16 protein-coding genes are annotated in these 23,321 nt (G+C 37.6%); 14 read left to right on the plus strand and 2 right to left on the minus strand.

What is annotated here, in order from left to right; all coding sequences use genetic code 11:
• Window positions 1-912, minus strand: coding sequence for a lysophospholipid acyltransferase family protein (locus LO761_RS06775; RefSeq protein ID WP_272817527.1), 912 nt, complete (start codon window positions 910-912; stop codon window positions 1-3).
• A gap of 20 nt (window positions 913-932) precedes the next feature.
• Complete coding sequence (gene purN, locus LO761_RS06780) at window positions 933-1,517, minus strand: phosphoribosylglycinamide formyltransferase (protein WP_272817528.1); 585 nt, start codon at window positions 1,515-1,517, stop codon at window positions 933-935.
• A 153-nt stretch (window positions 1,518-1,670) separates the two neighbouring features.
• Between purN and LO761_RS06785 the strand changes: the two genes are divergently transcribed.
• The 14 genes from LO761_RS06785 to LO761_RS06850 all read left to right on the plus strand — a co-directional run bounded on the left by LO761_RS06785 (window position 1,671) and on the right by LO761_RS06850 (window position 23,298).
• Window positions 1,671-1,922, plus strand: a complete 252-nt coding sequence (locus LO761_RS06785) for an acyl carrier protein (RefSeq protein ID WP_272817529.1) — start codon at window positions 1,671-1,673, stop codon at window positions 1,920-1,922.
• Between the two features lie 21 nt (window positions 1,923-1,943).
• The gene (gene fabF / locus LO761_RS06790; protein ID WP_272817530.1) at window positions 1,944-3,209 is read left to right on the plus strand and encodes a beta-ketoacyl-ACP synthase II; all 1,266 of its coding nucleotides are present in this window, start codon (window positions 1,944-1,946) and stop codon (window positions 3,207-3,209) included.
• Window positions 3,210-3,212: 3 nt separating this feature from the next.
• Window positions 3,213-4,160, plus strand: coding sequence for a ribonuclease III (rnc, locus tag LO761_RS06795; protein ID WP_272817531.1), 948 nt, complete (start codon window positions 3,213-3,215; stop codon window positions 4,158-4,160).
• Between the two features lie 611 nt (window positions 4,161-4,771).
• Window positions 4,772-6,628, plus strand: a complete 1,857-nt coding sequence (locus tag LO761_RS06800) for a glycoside hydrolase family 127 protein (RefSeq protein WP_272817532.1) — start codon at window positions 4,772-4,774, stop codon at window positions 6,626-6,628.
• Window positions 6,629-6,959: 331 nt separating this feature from the next.
• Complete coding sequence (locus tag LO761_RS06805; protein ID WP_272817533.1) at window positions 6,960-10,055, plus strand: SusC/RagA family TonB-linked outer membrane protein; 3,096 nt, start codon at window positions 6,960-6,962, stop codon at window positions 10,053-10,055.
• Between the two features lie 13 nt (window positions 10,056-10,068).
• Window positions 10,069-11,616: a SusD/RagB family nutrient-binding outer membrane lipoprotein gene (locus tag LO761_RS06810; protein WP_272817534.1), complete on the plus strand. Its 1,548-nt coding sequence runs from the start codon at window positions 10,069-10,071 to the stop codon at window positions 11,614-11,616.
• Window positions 11,617-11,972: 356 nt separating this feature from the next.
• Window positions 11,973-12,542: an RNA polymerase sigma-70 factor gene (locus LO761_RS06815; RefSeq protein WP_272817535.1), complete on the plus strand. Its 570-nt coding sequence runs from the start codon at window positions 11,973-11,975 to the stop codon at window positions 12,540-12,542.
• 449 nt (window positions 12,543-12,991) lie between these two features.
• Window positions 12,992-13,912, plus strand: a complete 921-nt coding sequence (locus LO761_RS06820; protein WP_272817536.1) for a FecR family protein — start codon at window positions 12,992-12,994, stop codon at window positions 13,910-13,912.
• Between the two features lie 224 nt (window positions 13,913-14,136).
• Window positions 14,137-17,478: a TonB-dependent receptor gene (locus tag LO761_RS06825; RefSeq protein WP_272817537.1), complete on the plus strand. Its 3,342-nt coding sequence runs from the start codon at window positions 14,137-14,139 to the stop codon at window positions 17,476-17,478.
• A 19-nt stretch (window positions 17,479-17,497) separates the two neighbouring features.
• Window positions 17,498-19,255 carry a RagB/SusD family nutrient uptake outer membrane protein gene (locus tag LO761_RS06830; RefSeq protein WP_272817538.1) on the plus strand — a complete coding sequence of 586 codons (1,758 nt, stop codon included), beginning with the start codon at window positions 17,498-17,500 and terminating at the stop codon, window positions 19,253-19,255.
• 119 nt (window positions 19,256-19,374) lie between these two features.
• Window positions 19,375-20,100: a 3-keto-disaccharide hydrolase gene (locus tag LO761_RS06835; RefSeq protein ID WP_272817539.1), complete on the plus strand. Its 726-nt coding sequence runs from the start codon at window positions 19,375-19,377 to the stop codon at window positions 20,098-20,100.
• Window positions 20,101-20,120: 20 nt separating this feature from the next.
• A complete protein-coding gene (locus tag LO761_RS06840) occupies window positions 20,121-21,236 on the plus strand; it encodes a Tat pathway signal protein (protein WP_272817540.1) in 1,116 nt (371 codons plus the stop codon).
• Entirely contained in the window at window positions 21,237-21,725 is a 489-nt protein-coding gene (locus LO761_RS06845) for a DoxX subfamily (RefSeq protein WP_272817541.1), read from the plus strand.
• Window positions 21,712-23,298: a Gfo/Idh/MocA family protein gene (locus LO761_RS06850; protein ID WP_272817542.1), complete on the plus strand. Its 1,587-nt coding sequence runs from the start codon at window positions 21,712-21,714 to the stop codon at window positions 23,296-23,298. The genes LO761_RS06845 and LO761_RS06850 overlap by 14 nt, the downstream gene beginning before the upstream one ends.
• The last annotated feature ends 23 nt before the right edge of the window (window positions 23,299-23,321 follow it).

Below are 23,321 nucleotides of genomic sequence, written 5' to 3' on the forward strand. Positions count from 1 at the left end.
TCAGAAAGCTTCTTCCTGCCGGTGGAGCCACTCCTCTTTTGTTCGTTTCCACCGGTTATGTGTCCAAAGCCAAAAAGAAGGAGCACTCTGAATACTCTTTTCCAAGAGTTTCGCATACAGATCAGTCAAATGATAGTCGGGGATATCTTTAATATCATCTGCCACAAATTTATAATCACAGTGGTAATACCCACGACTAATTCGCTTAACATCTGCATAATATACCAGAGCATCCACTTTCTTTCCAATTCTTTCCGCACCAATAAAAAAAGGAGTATCGTGATTCAAGAATTCAGTAAAATGATGAATGCTGCTCCACTTCGGAGCTTGGTCGGAGATAAAGCCAATGATCGTCTTTTGCTTTTTCTGGCGCAGCTGAAGAATCGTCCGCAATGCCTCTTTCATTGGAATGTTCTCTCCTCCGTACTGACTGCGTATCTTCAGAAACAACTTATCAAAGACCTTACTATATAACGGATGATAGATTTGCGTACAAAGCATCCAGTCGGGAGCCCAATACGCAAAAGAAGCTATCCATTCCCAATTACAGTAATGCCCTAAATATAAAAAACAGAAATTCTTATCTTCCTTTTGCATCCGCTCAGCCATCTCATCTATTCCTGAGAACGTCATATGTTTCTGCATCCATTCCTTTGACGCGCTGAACAATTTTATGGTCTCTACAATATAATCACAGAACCAATGATAAAAATTCTTTTCTATACGAAGCAATGTAAACGCGTCTTTATTGGGAAAAGCAGAAGTCAAGTTCTTCCGGACAATCTTTCTACGATACCTTATTATATAATAGACCAGATAAAAGAGCAAATCGGAAAACAAATATAGCACCGTCAGAGGAAGAAGTGATATAAGATATCCTACGCCGTATAAGATATAATAGAGAATATTCATAATTTAATTAATAAGTATCACTATTTAATCTGACAGATTGGTATACCTAACAAGACAGCTTCAATAACCACTGGGAAATACTTATATTCCAACTTATGAACTCTCTGGGCTAAACTCTCGGGAGTATCATCAGGCTTTACAATACACTTAGCTTGGAAAATATTCGTTCCCCGATCATAATTATTATCAATATAATGAATCGTTATTCCGCTCTCATTATCTCCGTCAGCAATAACAGAAGCATGTACTCTCAGACCATACATTCCTTTTCCACCATGCTTCGGAAGTAAAGCAGGATGAATATTTACAATTTTATCCGGATATGCGTTTAGAATCTCTTCAGGTAATTTATATAAGAAACCGGCGAGAACAATAAAATCTACATTATATTTTTGCAATTCTTTAAGCGCAACACCATTCGTAAAATCAGAATTTGGAACGAATTTCACTTCCACGCCAAGTTTCTCTCCCCGTTGAAAAACTCCAATATGCTGTTTATTAGCAAATACTACCACAACTTCTGCTGTTTTTCTCTGCTGAAAATAACATATAATATTTTCTGCATTAGTGCCTTCTCCTGAGGCAAGAATCGCTATCTTCTTCATATTTTAACTGTTTAAATGCACAAAAAATAAAAAAATGTGCAAAATCTGCAATTTATTTGCTCGAATATTTGCTCATGACAAGAAATATTTATTCCTTTGCACCCGCAAAGAAACGAAAAATAAATCAATTTATTAACTAAAAAAATTAAAGTTATGTCTGAAATTGCATCAAAAGTAAAATCTATTATCGTTGATAAATTAGGTGTAGAAGAGTCAGAAGTCACCAATGAAGCTAGTTTCACTAATGATTTGGGAGCAGATTCATTGGATACAGTAGAATTGATTATGGAGTTTGAAAAAGAATTTGGTATTTCAATTCCTGATGATCAGGCTGAGAAGATTGCCACTGTAGGTGATGCTATCTCATACATCGAAGCAAATACTGGCGATAATAAAGAAGCTTAATAATTATCTCGATTATTTAAAATGGAATTAAAGAGAGTAGTAGTAACGGGTCTTGGTGCACTTACTCCGATAGGAAATACTGTCCCTGAATATTGGGATGGTCTTTTAAAAGGTAAAAGTGGAGCAGGACCTATTACTCATTTCGATTCGTCCAAATTCAAAACTCATTTTGCATGCGAAGTAAAGAACTTTGATGCAGCCGAATTTATCGACAAGAAAGAGTTGCGTAAGATGGACTTATACACTCAATATGCAATTGTAGTAGCAAAAGAGGCTATCAAGGATTCAGGAATGGATCTTGAGAAAGAAGACAAAGATCGTATTGGAGTTATCTATGGCGTCGGCATCGGCGGTATCTCTACTTTTGAGAAAGAAGTTGAAGAATACGCTGCAATCAAAGATACCATCGGACCTCGTTTCAATCCGTTCTTCATTCCTATGATGATTTCTGATATTGCTTGCGGATACATCTCTATTGAGTATGGTTTCCGTGGTCCGAACTTCACTACTACATCTGCATGCGCTTCCTCATCTAATGCAATTGCGGACGCATTCAACTACATCCGTTTGGGAAAAGCAAACATAATTCTTGCAGGAGGTGCCGAAGCTGCTATCTTCCCTGTTGGAGTAGGTGGCTTTAACTCTATGAAGGCACTCTCAACACGTAATGAAGAAGCAGAACATGCGTCTCGTCCATTCAGCAAATCACGTGATGGCTTTGTCATGGGTGAAGGTGCCGGATGTTTGATTCTTGAAGAGTTAGAACACGCTAAAGCTCGCGGCGCAAAGATTTATGCCGAACTTGCCGGTGTTGGAGCTTCTGCCGATGCTTATCATATCACAGCTTCTCATCCTGAGGGGTTAGGCGCGAAATTAGTTATGAAAGCAGCTCTGGAAGATGCCGAAATGACTCCTGAAGACATTGATTATATCAATGTTCACGGAACATCTACACCTGTTGGCGATGTTTCTGAGGCTAAGGCTATCAAGGAAGTATTTGGCGATGCTGCATACAAGTTAAATATCAGCTCAACAAAATCTATGACCGGACATCTGCTTGGCGCTGCCGGTGCTATCGAGGCAATAGCTTGTACTTTGAGTGTAAAGAATGACATCATACCTCCAACTATTAACCATGAGGAGGGTGATGATGATGAAAACATTGATTACAATATGAACTTTACGTTCAATAAGGCTCAAAACCGAACAGTTCGTGCAGCTTTAAGCAATACATTCGGATTCGGTGGGCATAACGCATGTGTAATCATAAAAAAATACGCAGAATAAGTCGTGTATAACTGTTTAATAGATAGAATAAGACTCCTGTTCCATAAGGATAAGGAGTCTTATCTTCGTTTTTACCATATCCTCGGATTCTATCCACATAACATCAGTTATTACAAACAAGCATTACTACATAAGTCTTTATCGGTCAAAGACAAAGGACGATGGGTTAACAACGAGCGACTGGAATTCCTTGGTGATGCTGTGCTTGATGCTGTTGTAGGTGACATCGTTTACCGTAAATTTGAAGGGAAACGTGAAGGGTTCCTTACGAATACCCGCTCAAAAATAGTACAACGCGAAACATTAAATCGTGTAGCAGAGGAGATTGGCTTAGACAAACTGATAAAATACACCACACACCAATCGGCTCATAACAGCTACCTGTCGGGAAACGCTTTTGAAGCAATCATCGGCGCAATTTATTTGGATCGCGGATATAAGGCTTGTCAATACTTCATTGGACATCGTATCATCGGACCGTATATCGACCTTAATAAAATATCCACTCAAGAAGTTAACTTTAAGTCGAAACTGATTGAATGGAGCCAAAAGAATCATTTTCTCATAGATTTTCAGCTAATAAACGAATCGCACGATCAACTCTACAGTCCGACTTTCGAGAGTGAAGTGACCGTTGAAGGAATTATTACCGGACATGGTCAGGGATACTCTAAAAAAGAATCGCAACAGAAAGCCGCAAAAGAAACGTTAGAAAAGCTGAAGATAGATAAAGACCTGAAAGAGCAAATTATAGAGGCGAAGAATATACGCGACGAACAGGAAAATCCTGTTTTAAGAGAGTCGCTTACCAACGAAATCTATAAAGACGATACCGCTTCGGTTCCTGTACCTGAACAACAGAATCCACTCGACGTGGAAGAAAGAGAAAGATTCACCACAAGCTCAACCGAAGATATCATCCACGCAGCCGAAGAGGAAGCTTATAAATAAGTTACCATACAATAACTCAAAACATGTTGGGGTGTGCCTATTTTGACACGCCTTTATCCGGTTTTGCTAAACGGGCAAGCCCGGGACTCTTGCGTGTCCGACTTTCTTGCGCTGTCTATTAAAACAGCAGAGGTTGCCCGATAGTGTCCAGCGAATCAGAATGCTTTCCATGGTAGTGTCTACTGATTCTGTTAATATAGCAGAAAGTGTTCAGCTAAATCAAGTAAAGTCATGAATATCACTTTATGAAACCATTTTGATGAGTTATAAAAGTGATACGTATAAGTTAGTCAATTGATGCGTATGAGTTGATCGATTCATCCGCATGAGTTGAGTGACTCATCCGCATGAGTTGCTCGGTTCATCCGCATGACTTTTCCTCCATCTCTTTATGACCATTTTAATAAACCTAATAAAAAAGGAAAAAACTCTGTTTAAACATGCTATAAGGCCATATTCCACTTTCGTATGGTTCTATATGGCCTCTCTGTTATTTCTTCGAATTCATGTTATCTTAAATATATAAATTCTTAAAAACTAAGTTTTGTGGAAATCAAAATCTATGTTTACATTTGTATCATGTTTTTTAATCTTACAATATTTAATACACAATGAAAAAGATATTATTAGCTACGTTATGTTTTGTGGGCTTTACTGCTTGCTCTGCGAAAAAAGAGGCAGAGACTGTTGATACATTCAGAAAAGTGGATCAGGTCGATTTCTCTAATGTTCATATTCACGATAACTTTTGGTCTCCTCGGTTGGAGAAACATATTATGGTGACTTTGCCGGTTTGTATCGATCAGATAGAAAATCAGACGGGACGTATCCGTAACTTTGAAAATGCGGCAAAACGCTCGGGAGAGCACTCCGGAATATTCTTTGATGACTCTGATGTTTATAAAGCAGTGGAAGGTATGGCATACAGTTTGATTAATCATCCCGACACTGCTTTGGAGAAGAAAGCAGACGAGTGGATAGACAAGTTCGCTGCCGCTCAAATGCCTGATGGATATATTAATACTTATTATACATTGACAGGTTTGGATAAACGCTGGACCAATATGGATAAGCATGAGATGTACTGTGCCGGACACATGATAGAGGCTGCCGTAGCTTATTATGAAGCGACCGGTAAGCGGAAGATGCTGGATGTGGCACAACGGATGGCCGACTATATGATGACGGTGTTCGGACCGGAAAAGCGACATTGGGTTCCGGGGCATGAAGAGATTGAAATGGCTTTGGTCAAGTTATATAAGGTGACGGGAGAGAAAAAGTATGTAGACTTTGCCTATTGGTTGCTTGAGGAGCGTGGGCATGGCTATGGTTCCGATGGTAATGTGCCTAATGGTTGGAATCAGAAGTATTATCAAGATGCTATTCCTGTCCGTGATCAGGAGAAGATTAGCGGACATGCTGTTCGCAGTATGTATCTGTTCTGTGGAATGGCCGATGTAGCTGCTTTAAAACAGGATTCAGGCTATATGGCGGCATTGAATCGTCTTTGGGATAATGTGGTTCTTCAAAATATGTATATTACCGGAGGTATCGGGTCATCATCGCATAACGAAGGCTTTACGGTTGACTATGATCTTCCGAATAAAGAGGCTTATTGCGAGACTTGTGCCTCTGTCGGAATGGTTCTTTGGAACGCACGTATGAATGAGTTGACCGGTGACGCAAAGTATGTGGATGTGCTTGAACGTTCGATGTATAATGGAGCTTTGGCGGGTATCAATCTGAAAGGTGATCGTTTCTTTTATGTCAATCCATTGGAGTCGGATGGTGACCACCATCGTCAAGCATGGTACGGGTGTGCTTGCTGTCCGAGTCAAATTTCCCGTTTTCTGCCTTCTATTGGTAATTATATTTATGGAACATCAAAAAACGCCGTATATGTCAATTTGTATATAGGTAATGACGCGAAGTTCAAGATGGGCGAAAAGGAAATAGAATTTAATATGGAGACAAATTACCCTTGGAATGGTGCTGTGAAGCTGACGGTAGATAGCGATTTTAAAGAAGATATTCGTATGCGTATTCCGGATTGGTGTAAGGATTATACGCTGGCAGTCAATGGCAAATCGGTTACTCCAACTATAGATAAAGGTTATGCTGTGTTGACCAACAAATGGAAAAAGGGTGATGTGATAGAGCTGAATATGGATATGCCGATAGAAGTGAAGGCTGCTGATTCACGCGTAAAGCAGGATGCGGGTAAGCGAGCAATTCAGCGTGGTCCGTTGGTATATTGCATGGAAGAGACCGATAATAAGGATCATTATGATGAGTTGACTTTATCTTCGGAAACAAAGTATGTTTCTGAATTCGATGATACTCTTTTGGGGGGAGTAGTAAAGGTTCGGGCAAATGATAAGGATAAGGTGATAAATTTCATTCCATATTATGCTTGGGATAATCGTGAAGCCGGTAAGATGAAAGTTTGGATAGACTATACGGAATGATGATGCCATAAAGAATAATGGTATTATTGCTGTATTAATTTTTTTAATGTTTTAAACAACTTTTTTGGCAAAAAAGTTTTCTAATTGGAAAAAAAAGAATAAAATTGTACTTCTTTTCTTGAGAGTGGAGATACGATTTTATTCTTTTTCCTTCAATTATTTTTAGAGAGAGGAGATGTAACTGTGATTATAGAAGAATCTGTAGATTATCATGTAAGATTAGTGTTTTTACACTTCTATTTTCCATGCTAATCATGAAACTAAAGCAAGTTTTTAAACGGATTGAACTTTTGAGAAACTAATATTGTTAGTCATAAATAATATTGTCAAAATGAGAAAGAAAAATTTTCTAGCAATTTGTTGCTTCGCGTTGGTCCCGGTGACGGATGCTTTAGCAATCAACACGTTTCCTGTAGACAATTCATCTGAGATTACCCAACAGAGTAGGATCACGGTGAAAGGTAGCATTAAGGATAGTAAGGGTGAGCCTGTTATTGGTGCTGCTGTTAAGGTAAAAGGTACTACGATTGGTACCATCTCTGATTTCGATGGAAACTATACGTTGGAAGTTCCACGTAATGCTATTCTCGAAATTTCGTATGTTGGCTACGACTCTCAGGAAGTAGCTGTAAGTGGTAAGAGTACGGTCAATATCACATTGGCGGAATCTACAGAGCAATTAGGTGAGGTTGTTGTAACAGCCATGGGTATTGTTCGTAATACCCGTACTCTTTCTTATTCCACCCAATCTGTCCGTGGTGATGAACTTACTGCGGCAAGAGGTACTTCCGGTAATGTTCTTGATGCTTTGAAAGGTAAGATTGCCGGTGCCGATATCAATACCACTTCTCAGTTGGGTGGTGCTTCTCGTATCGTTCTTCGTGGTGTTAAGTCTGTTGGTGGTGGTGCTAACGCATTGATTGTCATTGATGGTGTTCCTATTCAGAATCCGAATACCGGTAATATGGGTTCTGAGTGGCAAAGCTATATGGGATCTGATGGTGCTGTCGATATCAATCCTGATGATATTCTTTCTATGGATGTCTTAAAAGGTCCGTCTGCGGCAGCTCTTTATGGAAGCGACGCGGCTAACGGTGCTATTATCATTACAACTAAGTCTGGTAAGGAAGGTCACTTTGAGGCTACCTATAATGGTAGCGCTTCAGTTGACATGCCTGTTTACCTGATGAAGATGCAAAACACTTATGGACGTGGTAACGGTGGCGTCTACGCAGAAGGAGCCGGTGAAAGCTGGGGAACCAAGGCTGCATGTTATCCCGATAACTTCAAGGATGTATTCCGTAATGGAACTACTTTGAGTAATTCTGTTAGCTTCCAAGGAGGTAATAAGGACATGAAAGGATTCGCTTCTTATACTAATAATCATAGTATAGGTAATATTCCTAATAACTTTATGAACAAGAATACATTCGATGTTCGTGTCCAGTCAAACTTTATCAAGAACTTATCTACAGACGCGAAGATTACTTATTCTCAGTATAAGATAAATGGCATGCCTCCCATTGGTGATACCGGTTTGGGTATTGATGATTATATCATGCCTCGTGATATGTCAATCTCAGAATTGAGAGATTACGAAGGAGTTGATGAGGGTACAGGTCAGCCGGTTCGTAAGTATTGGACAGTTTCTTCCGTATTCGATAATCCTTATTGGGTTGTGAATCATACTCGTCAAAACCAGTTTCGTAAACGTTTGTTGGCTTTGTTCAGCGTTAAGTATGATATTACCCCTTGGTTGAATATTCAGGGGCGTTACAGTTACGATTACTATTATAATAAGGATGTTCGTACTGCATATCATGGTACACGTACTTGGACTGGTCAGGTTAATACCGGTGGTTACATGGGCGATTGGCGAACTGAAGATACGCAACAGAATATGGATGTCTTGTTGAATGGTGAAAATCATTTTGGAGACTTCAAATTAACATATAACTTAGGCGCTACTGATATTAAGAGTAAGTATAATGGTATAGGTATTACCGGTAACGGATTATCTATTACCAATAAGTTTCATTTAGGTTTTGCTACTGCTCCCACAAACAATTGGGGTTGGAGTAAGTCAGAGTTACAAGCTGTATACGGTACAGCTCAGTTGGGTTGGAAAGAGGCGTTATATTTGGATGTAACCGGTCGTAACGACTGGTCTTCTACATTACCGGCTAATTATAGCTATTTCTATCCGTCAGTTGGTTTAACCGGCATTCTGAGTGAGTTGTTCAAGATGCCGGAATGGATCAGTTTCTCTAAGTTACGTGCATCTTGGGCAAAGGTAGGTGCCTCTGCTGGTGCTTATATGTTGACAGAGTCATATAGCTATGATTCTAACAATGGATATGTCGGCACTTCCGATACAAAGATGATTCCGGACTTGAAGCCGGAGATGACGACTTCTTGGGAAATAGGTACCGAGTGGAAGTTCCTGAATAATCGCTTGGGCATTGACTTCACTTACTATGATTCTCGTACTAAGAACCAGTTGATTACTGTTGATATGCCCTGGTCCTCAGGTTATTCAAATCGGTATATCAACTGTGGTCGTGTAGACAATAAAGGTATTGAACTTTCTATCAATGCTCGTCCTATTGAAACTAAAGACTTCTTATGGTCAACCACCGTTAACATTGCCCATAATAAGAACAAGTTGGTTACATTATACGAAAATCTTAATCAGTATCAGATAGGCGGTTCTGCTAAATTCTCTACTTTGTGGTCAGTTGTTGGTGAGCAGATAGGTGAACTTCACGGACAGACTTGGCAGAAGAATGCAGCAGGTCAATATGTTGTAGATGCTGACGGTTTGCCGGTATTGACAGATTCAAGTGAAAAGATCGGTAACTACAATCCTAAAGTACAGATTGGATGGAGTAACTCTTTCAATTACAAACGTTTCAATTTGAATTTCTTGATTGATGGTAAGATTGGTGGTGTCTTTATGTCTGCTACAGATGCTGTTTTAGCATTTTATGGTGTTGGAGATTACACAGCAGAACATCGTGAAGGGAGTTGGGTTCTTGATGCTGTCACAGAAGATGGTTCTCAGAACACAAAAGCTATTACATCAGAGTCTTTTTGGAAGAAAGTTTCAGGTGGACGTTACGGTGCTGCCGGTTTCTTTACTTATGATGCAACAAACTTCCGTCTGCGTAATATTCAGATAGGTTATGATATTCCTTTGAGTGGTGAACTTACTAAGTATATAAAGACAGCCCATATAGCTTTGACAGGTCATAACTTATTTTTCTTCTATCGAGGAAAGAATAAGCTGAAGATTCCGGGATTAAAAGATCGTTCTATTCCGGTCGATCCAGATCAGGCAGTGGGTGCCGGTTCTTATCAAGGTAGTGAAATGGGTCTGTTGCCGTCAACAAGATCTATAGGTGTCAATCTTAATTTAACTTTCTAAATTATTGATCAATATGAAAAAGATATATACATTATTTATAGCTGGTGCGCTTTTACTGGGTGCTAACAGTTGTACAAGTGATTTTGATGAGATCAATACAAACCCTGCGGCATTTAACAAGCTAACAAACGATGACTATGCAGGAATGCTTCGTAGAGCCGCTCGCTACGGTTTGCTTGGTGGCGACTATCAGTTGAATCAGGGTTTACATTCCGATTTGTATGCGCAGTATTTTTCGACAACAGTTACGTACTTCAGTTCCGACCGTTATGAATATCATACAGGTTGGGATTATTATCTTTGGTATGTTGATTTAACTACCGTTGCTCCATGTTGTAAAACGATTCAGGCTAATTTTGCGGAGAATACTGCAGAATATGCTATCTCGCAGATTATCTACGCGGCTTCATTCCTTGAGTTGACCGATAGGGCAGGTGCTGTTCCTTATGGAGCAGGCAATGGTGAGGCAGCGCCGTTTGTTGATGCTCGAACTGCATATCACAGCATCTTGGATGATTTGGCTCATGCAGCTTCTGTTTTGAGTAGTTCTTCAAGTACTATTTATGCCGGTCGTGATATGATGTTTGGCGGTGATGTGGCAAAATGGGCAAAATATGCTAATACTTTAAGATTACGTACAGCTATGCGCCTCGTTAATAAAGAATCTGATTATGCTAAAACGGAAGCTGAGGCTGCATATTCTGCGGGAGTTATGACTTCAACAGCAGATGATGCTTGGTTCGAGCAGACAGGCGTTAACGATTTCCGTAACTATCATGCTCAGACAGGTGTATGGAATGAGTTTGGCATGAGTTCTACCATCTATTCTTACTTGAAGGGATGGAGTGATCCTCGTTTGCCTATCTTCTTTCAGCCGGCAGCTTCTACCGGAGTATTCCATAGTGCACGTAACGCTATGCCGTCTTCCGATATTACTATCGCTAATCAGACAACAAGTTCTTATGTTTCAAACATGGGAACGAAGTGGATTGTTTACGATGGCACGTCTCCGAGTGGAAACTACAATGTTCCCCGTTTAATTTTACCTGCTGCCGAAGCTTACTTCCTTCGTGCGGAGGGTGCTTTGAGAGGATGGAACATGGGGGGTACTGCAGAGGAGCTTTATTATAAAGGCATTGAAACAAGTATGGCTCAGTGGGGGGTATCTGCTTCCGACGCTAATGCTTATAAGGCAGTAATTACCGATCCGGCCGCTCCCGGTGATTATTATAATTCTCCGGCTGTATGCACTAATCTTCCGGTTAAATGGGTAGAAGGCGATACCGAGAAAGAACTGCAGCAGATTATTACCCAGAAATGGTTAGCACTCTATACGGCTTCTCCTAATGCTTGGGCAGAATATCGCCGAACAGGATATCCTATATTGTATAACATTATTAAGTCTGATGATACAGACATCCAAGTCGGACAGTTTATTCAGAGATTGAAATATCCTGATCAGTTGAAAAACTCAGAAGGCGAAGATGTTATGCAAAAAGCTATTGAGTTGAATGGTGCTTCAAAGGATAGTCAGGCAACTAAGTTGTATTATGCTAAATAACTGAAACATTATAAGTTGAGAAAAGGATGTATCTATAATGGGTACATCCTTTTTTATATATAATATTTTAGTGTCGTGATATTCTAAAGAAGGGTTGAGTGTATATTGTGCAGCTAATTTCTTTACGATTGGTATCTTTTGGGAATAATAACGTCTTTTGAAGAGTATATTGCGTTATTTGGAATTCTTCACCATCTTCCTTTTATAAATTTGCTTTATCGAATCGGACAATCCGGAATATAAAAAAGATTTAATAGTGTAAAATACCTTTCTTCCGGTAGAAAATAGAATTGAGTATAAAGAGGAATTAAATAATATTTCACAGATACTACTTGAAACGTAAATTATGAGAGCTGATGGAAGGAAAAGAGCAAGAAATCATACATGCATTAAAACGTGGAGAAGAGCAAGCTTTTCGTTATGTATATGATCACCATTATATTATATTGTGTAAAGTTGCAAATGATTTTGTAGAGGATCCTTCTTTAGCAGAGATGATAGTTGAAGATGTGATTTCCCATTTATGGGAGATTCGGAAAACATTGGATATACAAAGTTCTTTACGAAGATACCTTATGCGGGCTGTACGTAATCGTTGTATTAACTATTTAGAATCGGAGCAAGTAAAGTGGGAATCTCGTTTTTCAAATTTCCCGTATGAAATACCGGAGAAACATTTCCTTTTTGAAAAAGATATACAGCATCCGTTAGGGTATCTCTTGGAAAAAGAAATGGAGAATGAAATTATTAAAGCGGTGAAAGCTATTCCTTATGAATCTCAGAAGATTTTTAGAGAAAGTCGATTCGATCACAGGAAAAATGAAGACATTGCCAAAGAATTAGGAATATCGGTCGATACCGTCAAATATCATATAAAAAAATCATTAGCCTTTTTAAGAGAGAAATTAAGTGATTATTTAACGTGAATTCGATGAGTTCGATGAAATAACAGGGGGGCTATGTGGAAACCTATGAAAGTAGAATAAGCCCTTAGGGGATGTTTAATCGGTGTTTCCCCCTTTTTGTCAGGTTCGTTAAAATTTTCATAAAGAAGATTAGTCAAAGTGATCCGTATGAATTACTCAACTCATACGGATGATTCATTTGTCTCACAGAAGTGAAACGCTTGTCTCACAATAGTGAAACACTTGTCTCACAGGAGTGAAACACTTGTCTCACAGGAGTGAAACGAAAAAATCTTCTGATAAATGCGGTAACTTATGAGGTTCTCTTTCTTTATTCTTACGTATCGGAGTCGGAGTAATAGCTGTTATGTTATTGATTTCTCCAAAGATTTGTGTCTGTTTAAGAAAGAATTTATAAAAAAATAAAGCATTTTCTTTACCCTCTTCCTCTTTTTGACTGTCATCTATATATGAAACAGGGAGAACATATAGATAAAAAGTATGAGTATGATGTGGATAAGGAACTTTGGTTTTCATCCATTGCAGCTAATGATATGTATACTTATGATGCGGAAAAGGCTTTCCGGCGATTTCAAGAGCGAATATCTTCAGATCGAAAGGAAAGGTCTTTAGGTCGTACGCAGTGGAAATTTGGGTATGTTGCCGCTGTGATGCTTCTTTTAATCTCGGTTTCCATAATGTCGTATTGGTATGGAAAGCGACAGCTTGAAAAGAGTTTTGAGGATATTGTAGTAGAAGCTCCATTAGGATCGAAAACTAAACTTCAACTGCCAGATGGTTCCGAAGTATGGCTTAATGCGGGTTCTCGCGTTGTTTATTCGCAGGGCTTTGGGGTAAAGAATAGAAAATTAAAATTCCAAGGGGAAGCTTTTTTCACAGTAAAAGCAAATAAAAACCTTCCTTTCCGTGTACAGACTTCAGAACTAAATGTGACCGTACTTGGTACAAAATTTAATTTCCGGAATTATCAGGAAGATGAAGAGGTTGTAGTTGATTTAGAAGAAGGGCGTGTATCCTTAGATAATCAATTAAAAAAGATGGATACTCAATATCTTATACCATCGGAAAAAATGACATTGAACAAGCAAACCGGTGAGATGAAAATTTCCTCATCCAAGCCATTGGAAGTGAAAGGGTGGATCAATGATGTTTTATTTTTTGATGAAGAATTGCTTTCAGACATTGTTCTTGAATTGAAGAGGATTTATCATGTAAAGATCAAGATTGCAGATGCAGAGCTGAAAAATGAGCGTTTCTATGCTTCTTTTAATCGGCAAAATCAGAATATATATGAAGTCATGGACATGTTGTCAATTACATGGCGATTAAAATATAAAATTGAGAATGATACTATTATAGTATATAAATAACACACTTATGTTAAACCTTAAAATAATACAATTATGAACAGAAAAATCCTTTAGACTCCAAGGATGAAAAGTGAAAATACCAAGGGATCTGATAACTTCAAGGTATTGACATTTCAATCCTACAAAAATAGAATATGGGGTCTGTAATGAAACTAACAAATTTGTGTATTCTTTCTGAAAGATCCGGCTTATTTTTATTTTTAATTCCTAAAAACAATTAATTTATGATTGCTATAAGAAAAGCCATTTATGTGGGGATGCTATGCTGTTTTCTGTGCGAAGCGGCAAATGCTCAAGGAAATTTTATTCTGAAGATGGATAATGTAACTATCAAGCAAGCGATGGACGAATTAAAGGAAAAGAGTGGATATTCTTTTATTTTTTCATCTTCAGACTTGGATACGAAGAAGAGAATTTCTGTCTCTGTAGAAAATGAAGATATCGGAGAAGCCGTACGTCAAATATTAAAAGGACAACAGGGTTTAACGTATGAAATCAAAGAAAAGAACATTATTATTCATCGGGTAATTCCAGCACAAGGAGATGGAAAAAGGAAGAGAGTCACAGGAAAAATTCTTGATTCCAACAAAGAACCTATTATTGGAGCTAATATTTTTGAAAAGGGAGCAACTAAAAATGGAACAATTTCTGATGTGAATGGAGATTTTTCTCTGGAAATATCGGAAAGAGGTATTTTGCATGTTTCGTATATTGGCTATTTGGATCAAGATATTTCTGTTAATGATAAAGGAAATGTTCAAATCATCCTAAAAGAGGATGTTAAGACTTTGGATGAATTGATTGTTATCGGTTATGGAACGGCTAAGAAGTCAGATTTGACAGGGTCTATTCAACGGGTAGACGCTAATACATTCAAAAATCAAAATATGACTCAAATCACTGATATGATTTCCGGATCCGTTGCCGGTCTTAATGCGACTCAAGGGACAACTGCAGCCGGTGGAGGAAGCATTGAAATACGAGGGCAGTCTTCTTTAAAGGCATCTAATGAACCGGTTATTGTTTTAGATGGATCTATATTTAATGGTAGTTTCCGTGATATTAATCCTTCAGATGTTGAATCTATTGATATTTTGAAAGACGCTAGCTCAGCAGCCATTTATGGTTCAAGAGCTGCCAACGGAGTTATTATGGTTACGACTCATAGAGGAAAAAAAGGAAAGCCGAAAATAAATTTTTCTACTCAGTTAGGAATTTCGGATTTAACAAATCATTTTGCTCCTTATGACGCAAAAGGATATCTTACTCTGAGAAGAGATGTCATGAGAGCTAAGGATGGTAATCAACATCCTTCTTATTTTTATGATGATCCAAATAATTTACCGGCCAACGTTACATTGGAAAATTGGCGGAATGCTAGCAATAATCCTCAAGCGGACAACACTCAAGAGTGGTTAACTCGATTAAACTTTTTCCCTATTGAAATAGAAAATTATGTCAAAGGGAATTCAATTGACTGGCAAGATGAAGTTCTCCGTACAGGAACTAAACAGAAATACGATTTGAGTGTCAATGGAGGTACGGATAATCTGTCTTACTTTTGGTCTATTGAATACCAAAATAATAAGGGAGTAATCAAGGGGGACGATTATTCAACTGTCAGAACTCGATTAAATTTTGATTTTAATATCAATAGTTGGTTAAATGTAGGTATCAATACTCACTTTTCTGATCGAAACGAAGATGCTGTTTCTGCCGTATTAGATTGGGCTTATTATTTAAGCCCTTATGGTTCGATGTATAATGAAGATGGTACATTAAGATGGTATCCAAGTTACGGAACTATTGAAAATCCGTTTATTGATTACGCAGGTTTGGATAAAGAAAGAAGAGTACATTCTCTTTTCGCGACCATGTATTCTAATATCAAGTTACCTTTCGGATTTAATTATAAAATATCTTTCCAACCATATTATGAGTTTATTAGAGATTATAGATTTTGGTCTTCTCAAACATTTACAGGAGGAAGAGATCATAGTGGAGGATACGCGACAAGGACAAATTACTCTTCATATAGTTGGATGTTGGATAATATTGTGACATGGAAAAAGCAATTTGGTGCTCATCTTTTTGATGTAACCCTCTTATACAGTGCGGAACGAATGAAATCATGGAACTCCTTTGCCGCGAACCAGTCTTTTATTCCTAATGAAAACTTAGGGTATAGCGGGCTTCAATTTGGAACAAATCCAGCTGTTAGTTCTACAGATACGGAAACTTCGGGAGATGCTGTTATGGGAAGAATTAACTATACGTTATTGAATCGTTATCTGTTGACAGCTTCTATTCGTAGAGATGGATATTCGGCTTTTGGATCCAAAAATCCGAGGGCGACTTTCCCTGCTATCGCTTTAGCTTGGAAAATCTCTGATGAAGAGTTCTTTAAAATTCCGAATGTTTATCAGTTAAAGCTAAGGGCATCTTGGGGAAAGAATGGTAATAGGGCTGTAGGTCCCTATTCTGCATTAGCTCAATTGGGGTCAATCATATATTATAATGGAAGTGAAACTAAAGTTGGAACATACTCAAGTACTATGGCAAATAAAAGTTTGTCATGGGAAAAAACAGAGGCTTTTAATCTTGGTCTTGACTTGGGACTCTTTGATAACAGGATTGATCTTACAGTAGATGCTTACTTAATGAAAACACATGATTTGCTGATGGATAGACAACTCACCAGAATAACAGGTTACAGAAGCATAAGTTCTAATTTAGGAGAATTACAAAACAAAGGATTAGAAATTACTTTGAATACCGTTAACATTGATCGTCCCAATTTTAAATGGCGTTCGAATGTAGTTTTTTCAATGAATAGAAATAAAATATTGAAGTTATTTGGTGATTATGAAGAAGTTGAAGAAAACGGGAAAACAATAAAAAGAGAAGTACCTGATTATACAAATAATTGGTTTCCAGGTAAAGCTATTGATGTAATTTGGGATTACAAGATTAAAGGAATTTGGCAAGAAAACGAAAAAGAGGAGGCTGCAAAGTATCGTTTGGAACCAGGTGATTGGAAGGCAGAAGATGTTGATAAAAACGGGAAATATGAAGCACTTATCGACAAGCAATTTACAGGATACAAACAGCCTCGCTATCGGATTGGCTTTCGAAATGATTTTGAGTTTCTCAAGAATTTTACAGCTTCATTCTTTTTTAGGGCGGAGTTAGGGCATAAAGCTGCTTTTCCACAAGCACTACATCGTAGTGGTTCCGACTCTTACGATAAGATGAATATTTGGAAATTTCCATATTGGACACCAGAAAATCCGATTAATGATTATGCCCGCTTAACAACAAGTATCAACGTATTCGGCGGAGGTTTGTTAATCTATAAACCAAGATCTTTTGTCCGCTTACAGGATGTGTCTCTTTCTTATGCTATTCCAAAATCCATCCTTGGACGTTTTGGAATAGAAAGTATGGACATCTATTATTCCGGACATAATTTGTTTTATTTTTCTAAATGGCCAGCATGGGATCCGGAATCTTTAATGGAGCCGATGCCCAGAACTCATATTTTAGGTCTTAGGATTTCTTTATAATTAATAAAAACAGAAAGATATGAAACAGATAATAAAAATGGTTTTCGGTGGATTTATTCTTATATCCATTTTATTTTCATGTAGTGATGACTTTTTAAAAATAAAGCCTAAATCTTTTTTTACTCCTGAAAACGTATATGTTGATAAAGCAGGTTTTGAGTCAGCTTTAGTTACAATGAAAGCGGATCTTAAAGCAGAACATACCGGTTATATCAATTATATTGCTGCTGATTTTTCAGCTTCTGATTTAGGCTCTCCATGGTCACAATTAGATTTTTACAATTTAACACCAAGTTCTTCCAGATATTATCCCTATCTAACATTTTTCACCAATGTTTACGGGGCAATAAAAAATACTAATGTCGTTGTTTCTCGGATTGACGATATAGAATGGAAGAGCCAAGAAGAACGAAATCAAATCCTTGCTGAGGCCCTTTGGTTTAGAGCTTATTGGTATTATAGATTGATCAATACCTATGGTGATATTCCGTTTGTTGGTGAAGAAATTACATCTCCCAAACTGGATTTTTATACTCATAGCCGATGGGCTATTTTGAATAAGTTACAAGCTGATTTGGAATTTGCAGAGAGTTGGCTACCAGAAAAAACAGAACCAGGGACTCCCTCAAAAGGGGCTGCTCGTCATTTATTAACAAAGGTTTATCTTGCTAATTTAAATTTTGACAAGGCAATAGAAACTGCAACCAAAGTAATTAATGGACCTTATAAATTGATGACTCAACGATTCGGTATTGATAAAGATAAGTCTTTTAGAAATTTAATTTGGGATCTTCATCGCCCGCAAAATTTCAATTTACCGGAAAATACAGAGACGATATTAGCTACGGTTGATCGTTATGAGGCACCTCCTGCTGCAAGAACACCAGGATTATATACAATGCGTATTTACCATCCTCAATGGTTTCAACCGCCTGTTCTGGATAGTGAAGGAAAGCAAGGAATGATTGGTGAAGGATTAGAGTATGATTCTTTAGGAAGAGGAAATGCGAATGTTACGCTTACTTACCATTATCAATACTCTTTATGGAGTTATAAAGGAGAACGCTGGTATAATACGCAAGATTTAAGAAGATCAGATGCAAATTGGGTAGATGTAGATGAGATTCTCTATAATAATCCGAATTCTGTCGACTTTGGAAAGCCGGTAAATACTAAATATTTTGCAAATCCAATTGATACTTTTATTTCTATTTATGCAATGCCTTTCTATATCACATATGCTCCTCAGCAGGATGCAAAGGCTACGCCGGTAGGAGGAAATTATGACTGGTATGTATTTCGATTGGCAGAGACCTATCTTTTGAGGGCGGAAGCTTATTATTGGAAGAATCAATTGGCAGAAGCAGCTGATGATATTAATATGATAAGAGAAAGGGCAAATGCTTTACCAATTAGTCCGGAAGAGGTTACTGTCGACTTTATTTTAGATGAACGGGCACGAGAACTTTTTGCAGAAGAGCCTCGTCATTCGGAATTGATACGAATTTCCTATATTTTAGCGAAACTGAATAGGGATGGGTATAGTCTTGATCAATTCAGTCAGAAGAATTTTTATTATGATCGAGTAATGAAGTATAATAAAACATACGAACAAAAAGTTGTCAAATTAGGAAATACTGCTAATATGGCTCCTTTTCATGCACTTTGGCCGATACCTGATCATATTATTCTTGCAAATACGCTTGGAGTAATCAATCAAAATATTGGATATAATGGAGCTGAACATAATCAACCACCATTAGAAAAGATAGAATAGTTACTTCCATAAGAGTATGATTAAGGAGATTTCAAGAAATTATACAACCGGATTGGGAGTGAAAAATGAATTTGTCTTTGACCTAAAGATTTATGCAAAATAATTAAATAGAATTATAAATGATTAGAAAATTTCTTGCTTTGACATTAATTTCCGGATTTCTCCCCCTTTTGGTGGGAGAACATCCGGATTTCTCCGTTTCCAAAGGGAAAAGGACGGAATGGATTTCATTATTTAATGGTTATGATTTTGAAGGATGGCGAGGAGTAAATCGAGAAAATTTTCCAGAAAAAGGATGGAAAATAGAAGATGGGGTAATTATCTGCACTGGAGAAAATGGTGGAAGTATTATCACTATTGAGAAATATGGCCAGTTTGATTTGAAATGGGAATGGAAACTAATGGATAAAGGTGCTAATTCCGGAGTAAAATATTATGTGAATGAAAGAGCCGGCGATGAGGGGAGTACTTATGGCTATGGAATAGAATATCAAATGATTGATGATGCTGATTGGGTTGGCAGTGGAAGAATGCAACCTAACGATTATCATACAACAGGTGCGGCTTATGAATTATATCCTCCTTCATTCAAGAAAAAGTTAAAACCGGTAGGAAAGTGGAATAGAAGTGAAATTATTTCTCGGGGAGGAAAAGTAGAGCATTGGTTAAATGGGAAAAAGATATTAGAATATGATAGGAAGAGTCAAGATTTTAAAGATAGAATAGCAAAAAGCAAGTTTTCTGAAGTAAAAGGATATGGATTATTCGAAGATGGGCATATTCTTTTACAGGATCACGAAAGTGTTACTTACTTTAGGAATATTCGCATAAAATTATTGGAATAATTATAAAAAAAATAATAATAATGGAACGAAGAGCTTTTATTAAGCAGATGGCTATGGCAAGCATTGCTGCAGGGTTGCCGGGAGGAGTAGTAGCTAATCCTTTCATGCAGAAAATGACATCAAATAAAAAAGAAGAAATGATATGGGCAAACTTAGTCCATTTGGGTTTCAATATGTGGCTGGACAATTCGCATACCATATTCCCTGGGGTAACCCCCGATGTGTGTAAACAGGATTTTCAACCAAAGAATTATCTTGAACAAAATACCTGGGCTTTGGAATATCATCCTTTCTTAACGTTTGATGAAGTAGTATGGGACAAAATACTTCTTGATATGAAAAAGGAAGGATTCAATATGGTAATTCTTGATTTAGGGGATGCTGTCCAGTATGAAAGCCATCCGGAAATAGCAATAAAAAATGCGTGGAGCACAGAGAAATTACGAGCAGAATTAACAAAGATGAGGAAATTAGGTTTGGAGCCAATACCTAAGCTTAATTTTGCCACTGCTCATGATGCTTGGCTGGGTGAATATTCTAGAATGATTTCTACAAAGAAATATTATGAAGTGTGTTCAGATCTTCTTTCAGAAGTAATAGAATTGTTTGATACGCCACGTTTCTTTCATATTGGTATGGACGAAGAAGATGTTTATAATCAAAGAAACTTGGATTATTTAGTTATTCGGCAAAAAGAATTATGGTGGCAGGATCTTTATTTTTATATTGATCAATTGGAAAAAAAGAATGTACGTGCATGGGTATGGTCAGATTATGCTTGGGCTAATTCGGAAATGTTTTATAAAAAGATGCCAACATCTGTATTGCAAAGTAATTGGTATTATGACGCAGAATTCGATTTGGATAAAATAGAGGAATCAAGAAAGATTATGCTCGAAACTTATTATGAATTGGAAAAGCACGGATATGATCAGGTTCCTACGGGTAGTAACTGGACTGTTGATACAAATATGGAAGACACAGTGAAATATTGTAAAGAAAGAATTAATCCTTTACGCTTAAAGGGCTTTATGATGGCTTCTTGGAGGGTTACCTTAGATCAATGCCTTGGAAAGCATGAAGATGCGATTAAACAATTAGGACAAGCTAAAAAGGACTTTTATAAAGAAATATAAATGATTAAATATAATCGACTACAAATGTTTTTTTTAGTGTTACTCCGTTTACTTATAGGGTGGCATATTTTTTACGAGGGAATGGTTAAGTTGTTAGACCCACAATGGTCTTCACTCGGTTTTTTGAGGCAATCCAATGGACCGTTATCTGGTTTCGCCCAATGGATCATTTCGAATTCTTCTGTATTGTCGATCACTGATTTTCTAAATATTTGGGGATTGATTTGCATTGGTTTGGGATTGCTTACAGGATTATTCGCTCAAGTAGCTTCCATTGCAGGTTCTTTGTTGATTTTTATTTATTATTTGAATTATATACCTTTTATTGATACTCCAACAATACTAAGCGATGGAAGTTACCTATTAGTTAACAAAACATTGATTGAAGCTGTTACTTTAGGTGTATTGGCGTTATTTCCAACGAGCCGAATCTATGGGTTAGATCGTTTTCTTTATAAAAATAAAAATCTGAATGATGGAAACAAATAATGATAAAAAGATACATACGGAAAAAGACGAGCAGGAAAAGATAAATCCCGGGCGTCGGAATATTTTGAAGGCAATGGTAGGTTTTCCTGTCGCAGGCTTGCTGGGTTTTGGTATCCTGAAGAAAAAAGATTATGATGCAGAGCGTAAACAGATAATGTTGAAAGAATTGGAAATGGATTCGTTCGAGTATCCGGAATCAGATTATGGACAGTTGAAGTATCCCGGAGATTTAATCCGAATCGGATTCATTGGATTCGGTAGTCGGGCAAAATCTTTAGCTAATGCTCTTGGTTTTATGCATCCTACGGATATAGAAACTCGAAAAAAGAATAACTCATTAAAAAACTGGCAACAACAAGAATGGATGAATGTCGCCATTACCGGTATTTGTGATGTTTTTGATCTTCATGCCGAAGAAGGTATGGCAACAGCAAGCAGTAGTCTGCATCCGGGGAAAACACCGACATTAGGAGTGAAACGATATAGAACTTATGAAGATATGCTTGCCGATCCGGAAATAGATGCGGTTGTTATTGCTACTCCTGATCATCATCATGCACGTATGGCAATTAATGCTATTCGTGCAGGAAAACATATTTATTGTGAAAAATCACCGGCGATACGTGAAGAGGAACTTTTCGAACTGTATGATACAGTAAAAAACAGTGAAAAAGTTTATCAGCTTGGGCATCAGATTACTCAGAGTGTCGTATTTCAACAGGCAAAAGAAATTATTCGGAAAAAGATATTAGGAAAAATTACATTAATTGAAACAACGACTAACCGAAATACGGCTGATGGCGCATGGATTCGACATTTGGATTCAGAAGGGAATTTAAGGCCGGGAGATGAAAAAACAATAGATTGGATACAATGGTTAGGAAATACCCCTTATGTGCCTTTTAGTATCGAACGTTACTATAATTGGACCCAATGGTTTGAGTACGATATGGGAATGATTGGACAACTGTTTACACATGAATTTGATGCTGTTAATCAACTTCTACACATTGGAATTCCTAAATCGGTTACTTCTTCCGGAGGAATTTATTACTGGAAAGATGGTCGTGAGATTCCGGATGTATTGCATTGTATATTTGAATATCCGGAACGGGAATTAACCCTTTTATATAGTGGAGATTTGGCTTCGAGTCGTAGTAGAGGAAGAATATTCTTCGGCAATGAAGCATCCTTAGAATTAGGTAGTAATGCAATTATTACTGCCGATCAAAATTCTTCACGATATGCTCAAAGTATTCGTTCCGGGGTAATCGATTCCTCTTCTCCAATGATGTCTTTCAATCCAAATGCAGGGCAGATTGATGCCGTGACTTCCGCATCCGAAAAGTATTATGCATCTCGTGGACTTACTACAACATCTATTAATGGGAAGCAAGTGGATGTTACTCATTTGCACATGCGGGAATGGCTCCAATGTATTCGAAATGGAGGGACGCCAAGCGCCAATATCGAAATGGCTTTTCAAGAAGGTATTACATGTATTATGGCTAATCGTTCTTATTTAGAGAAAAGAGCAGTCTTTTGGGATGAGACTGCAAGAAAAATAATATAGAGCGATACTACTGTCCCGTTAAA

It is taken from the genome of Phocaeicola oris (assembly GCF_021295095.1).
In the GTDB taxonomy this organism is placed as follows: domain Bacteria; phylum Bacteroidota; class Bacteroidia; order Bacteroidales; family Bacteroidaceae; genus Phocaeicola; species Phocaeicola oris.

Bases quoted from the DNA above. Each gene is read 5' to 3' on its own strand.
- fabF (WP_272817530.1), top strand. From the start codon at position 1,944: ATGGAATTAAAGAGAGTAGTAGTAACGGGTCTTGGTGCACTTACTCCG.
- LO761_RS06825 (WP_272817537.1), top strand. From the start codon at position 14,137: ATGATTGCTATAAGAAAAGCCATTTATGTGGGGATGCTATGCTGTTTT.
- LO761_RS06830 (WP_272817538.1), top strand. From the start codon at position 17,498: ATGAAACAGATAATAAAAATGGTTTTCGGTGGATTTATTCTTATATCC.
- LO761_RS06785 (WP_272817529.1), top strand. From the start codon at position 1,671: ATGTCTGAAATTGCATCAAAAGTAAAATCTATTATCGTTGATAAATTA.
- LO761_RS06845 (WP_272817541.1), top strand. From the start codon at position 21,237: ATGATTAAATATAATCGACTACAAATGTTTTTTTTAGTGTTACTCCGT.
- LO761_RS06800 (WP_272817532.1), top strand. From the start codon at position 4,772: ATGAAAAAGATATTATTAGCTACGTTATGTTTTGTGGGCTTTACTGCT.
- purN (WP_272817528.1), bottom strand. From the start codon at position 1,517: ATGAAGAAGATAGCGATTCTTGCCTCAGGAGAAGGCACTAATGCAGAA.
- LO761_RS06850 (WP_272817542.1), top strand. From the start codon at position 21,712: ATGGAAACAAATAATGATAAAAAGATACATACGGAAAAAGACGAGCAG.
- LO761_RS06840 (WP_272817540.1), top strand. From the start codon at position 20,121: ATGGAACGAAGAGCTTTTATTAAGCAGATGGCTATGGCAAGCATTGCT.
- LO761_RS06820 (WP_272817536.1), top strand. From the start codon at position 12,992: ATGAAACAGGGAGAACATATAGATAAAAAGTATGAGTATGATGTGGAT.
- LO761_RS06805 (WP_272817533.1), top strand. From the start codon at position 6,960: ATGAGAAAGAAAAATTTTCTAGCAATTTGTTGCTTCGCGTTGGTCCCG.
- LO761_RS06775 (WP_272817527.1), bottom strand. From the start codon at position 912: ATGAATATTCTCTATTATATCTTATACGGCGTAGGATATCTTATATCA.
- LO761_RS06835 (WP_272817539.1), top strand. From the start codon at position 19,375: ATGATTAGAAAATTTCTTGCTTTGACATTAATTTCCGGATTTCTCCCC.
- LO761_RS06810 (WP_272817534.1), top strand. From the start codon at position 10,069: ATGAAAAAGATATATACATTATTTATAGCTGGTGCGCTTTTACTGGGT.
- LO761_RS06815 (WP_272817535.1), top strand. From the start codon at position 11,973: ATGGAAGGAAAAGAGCAAGAAATCATACATGCATTAAAACGTGGAGAA.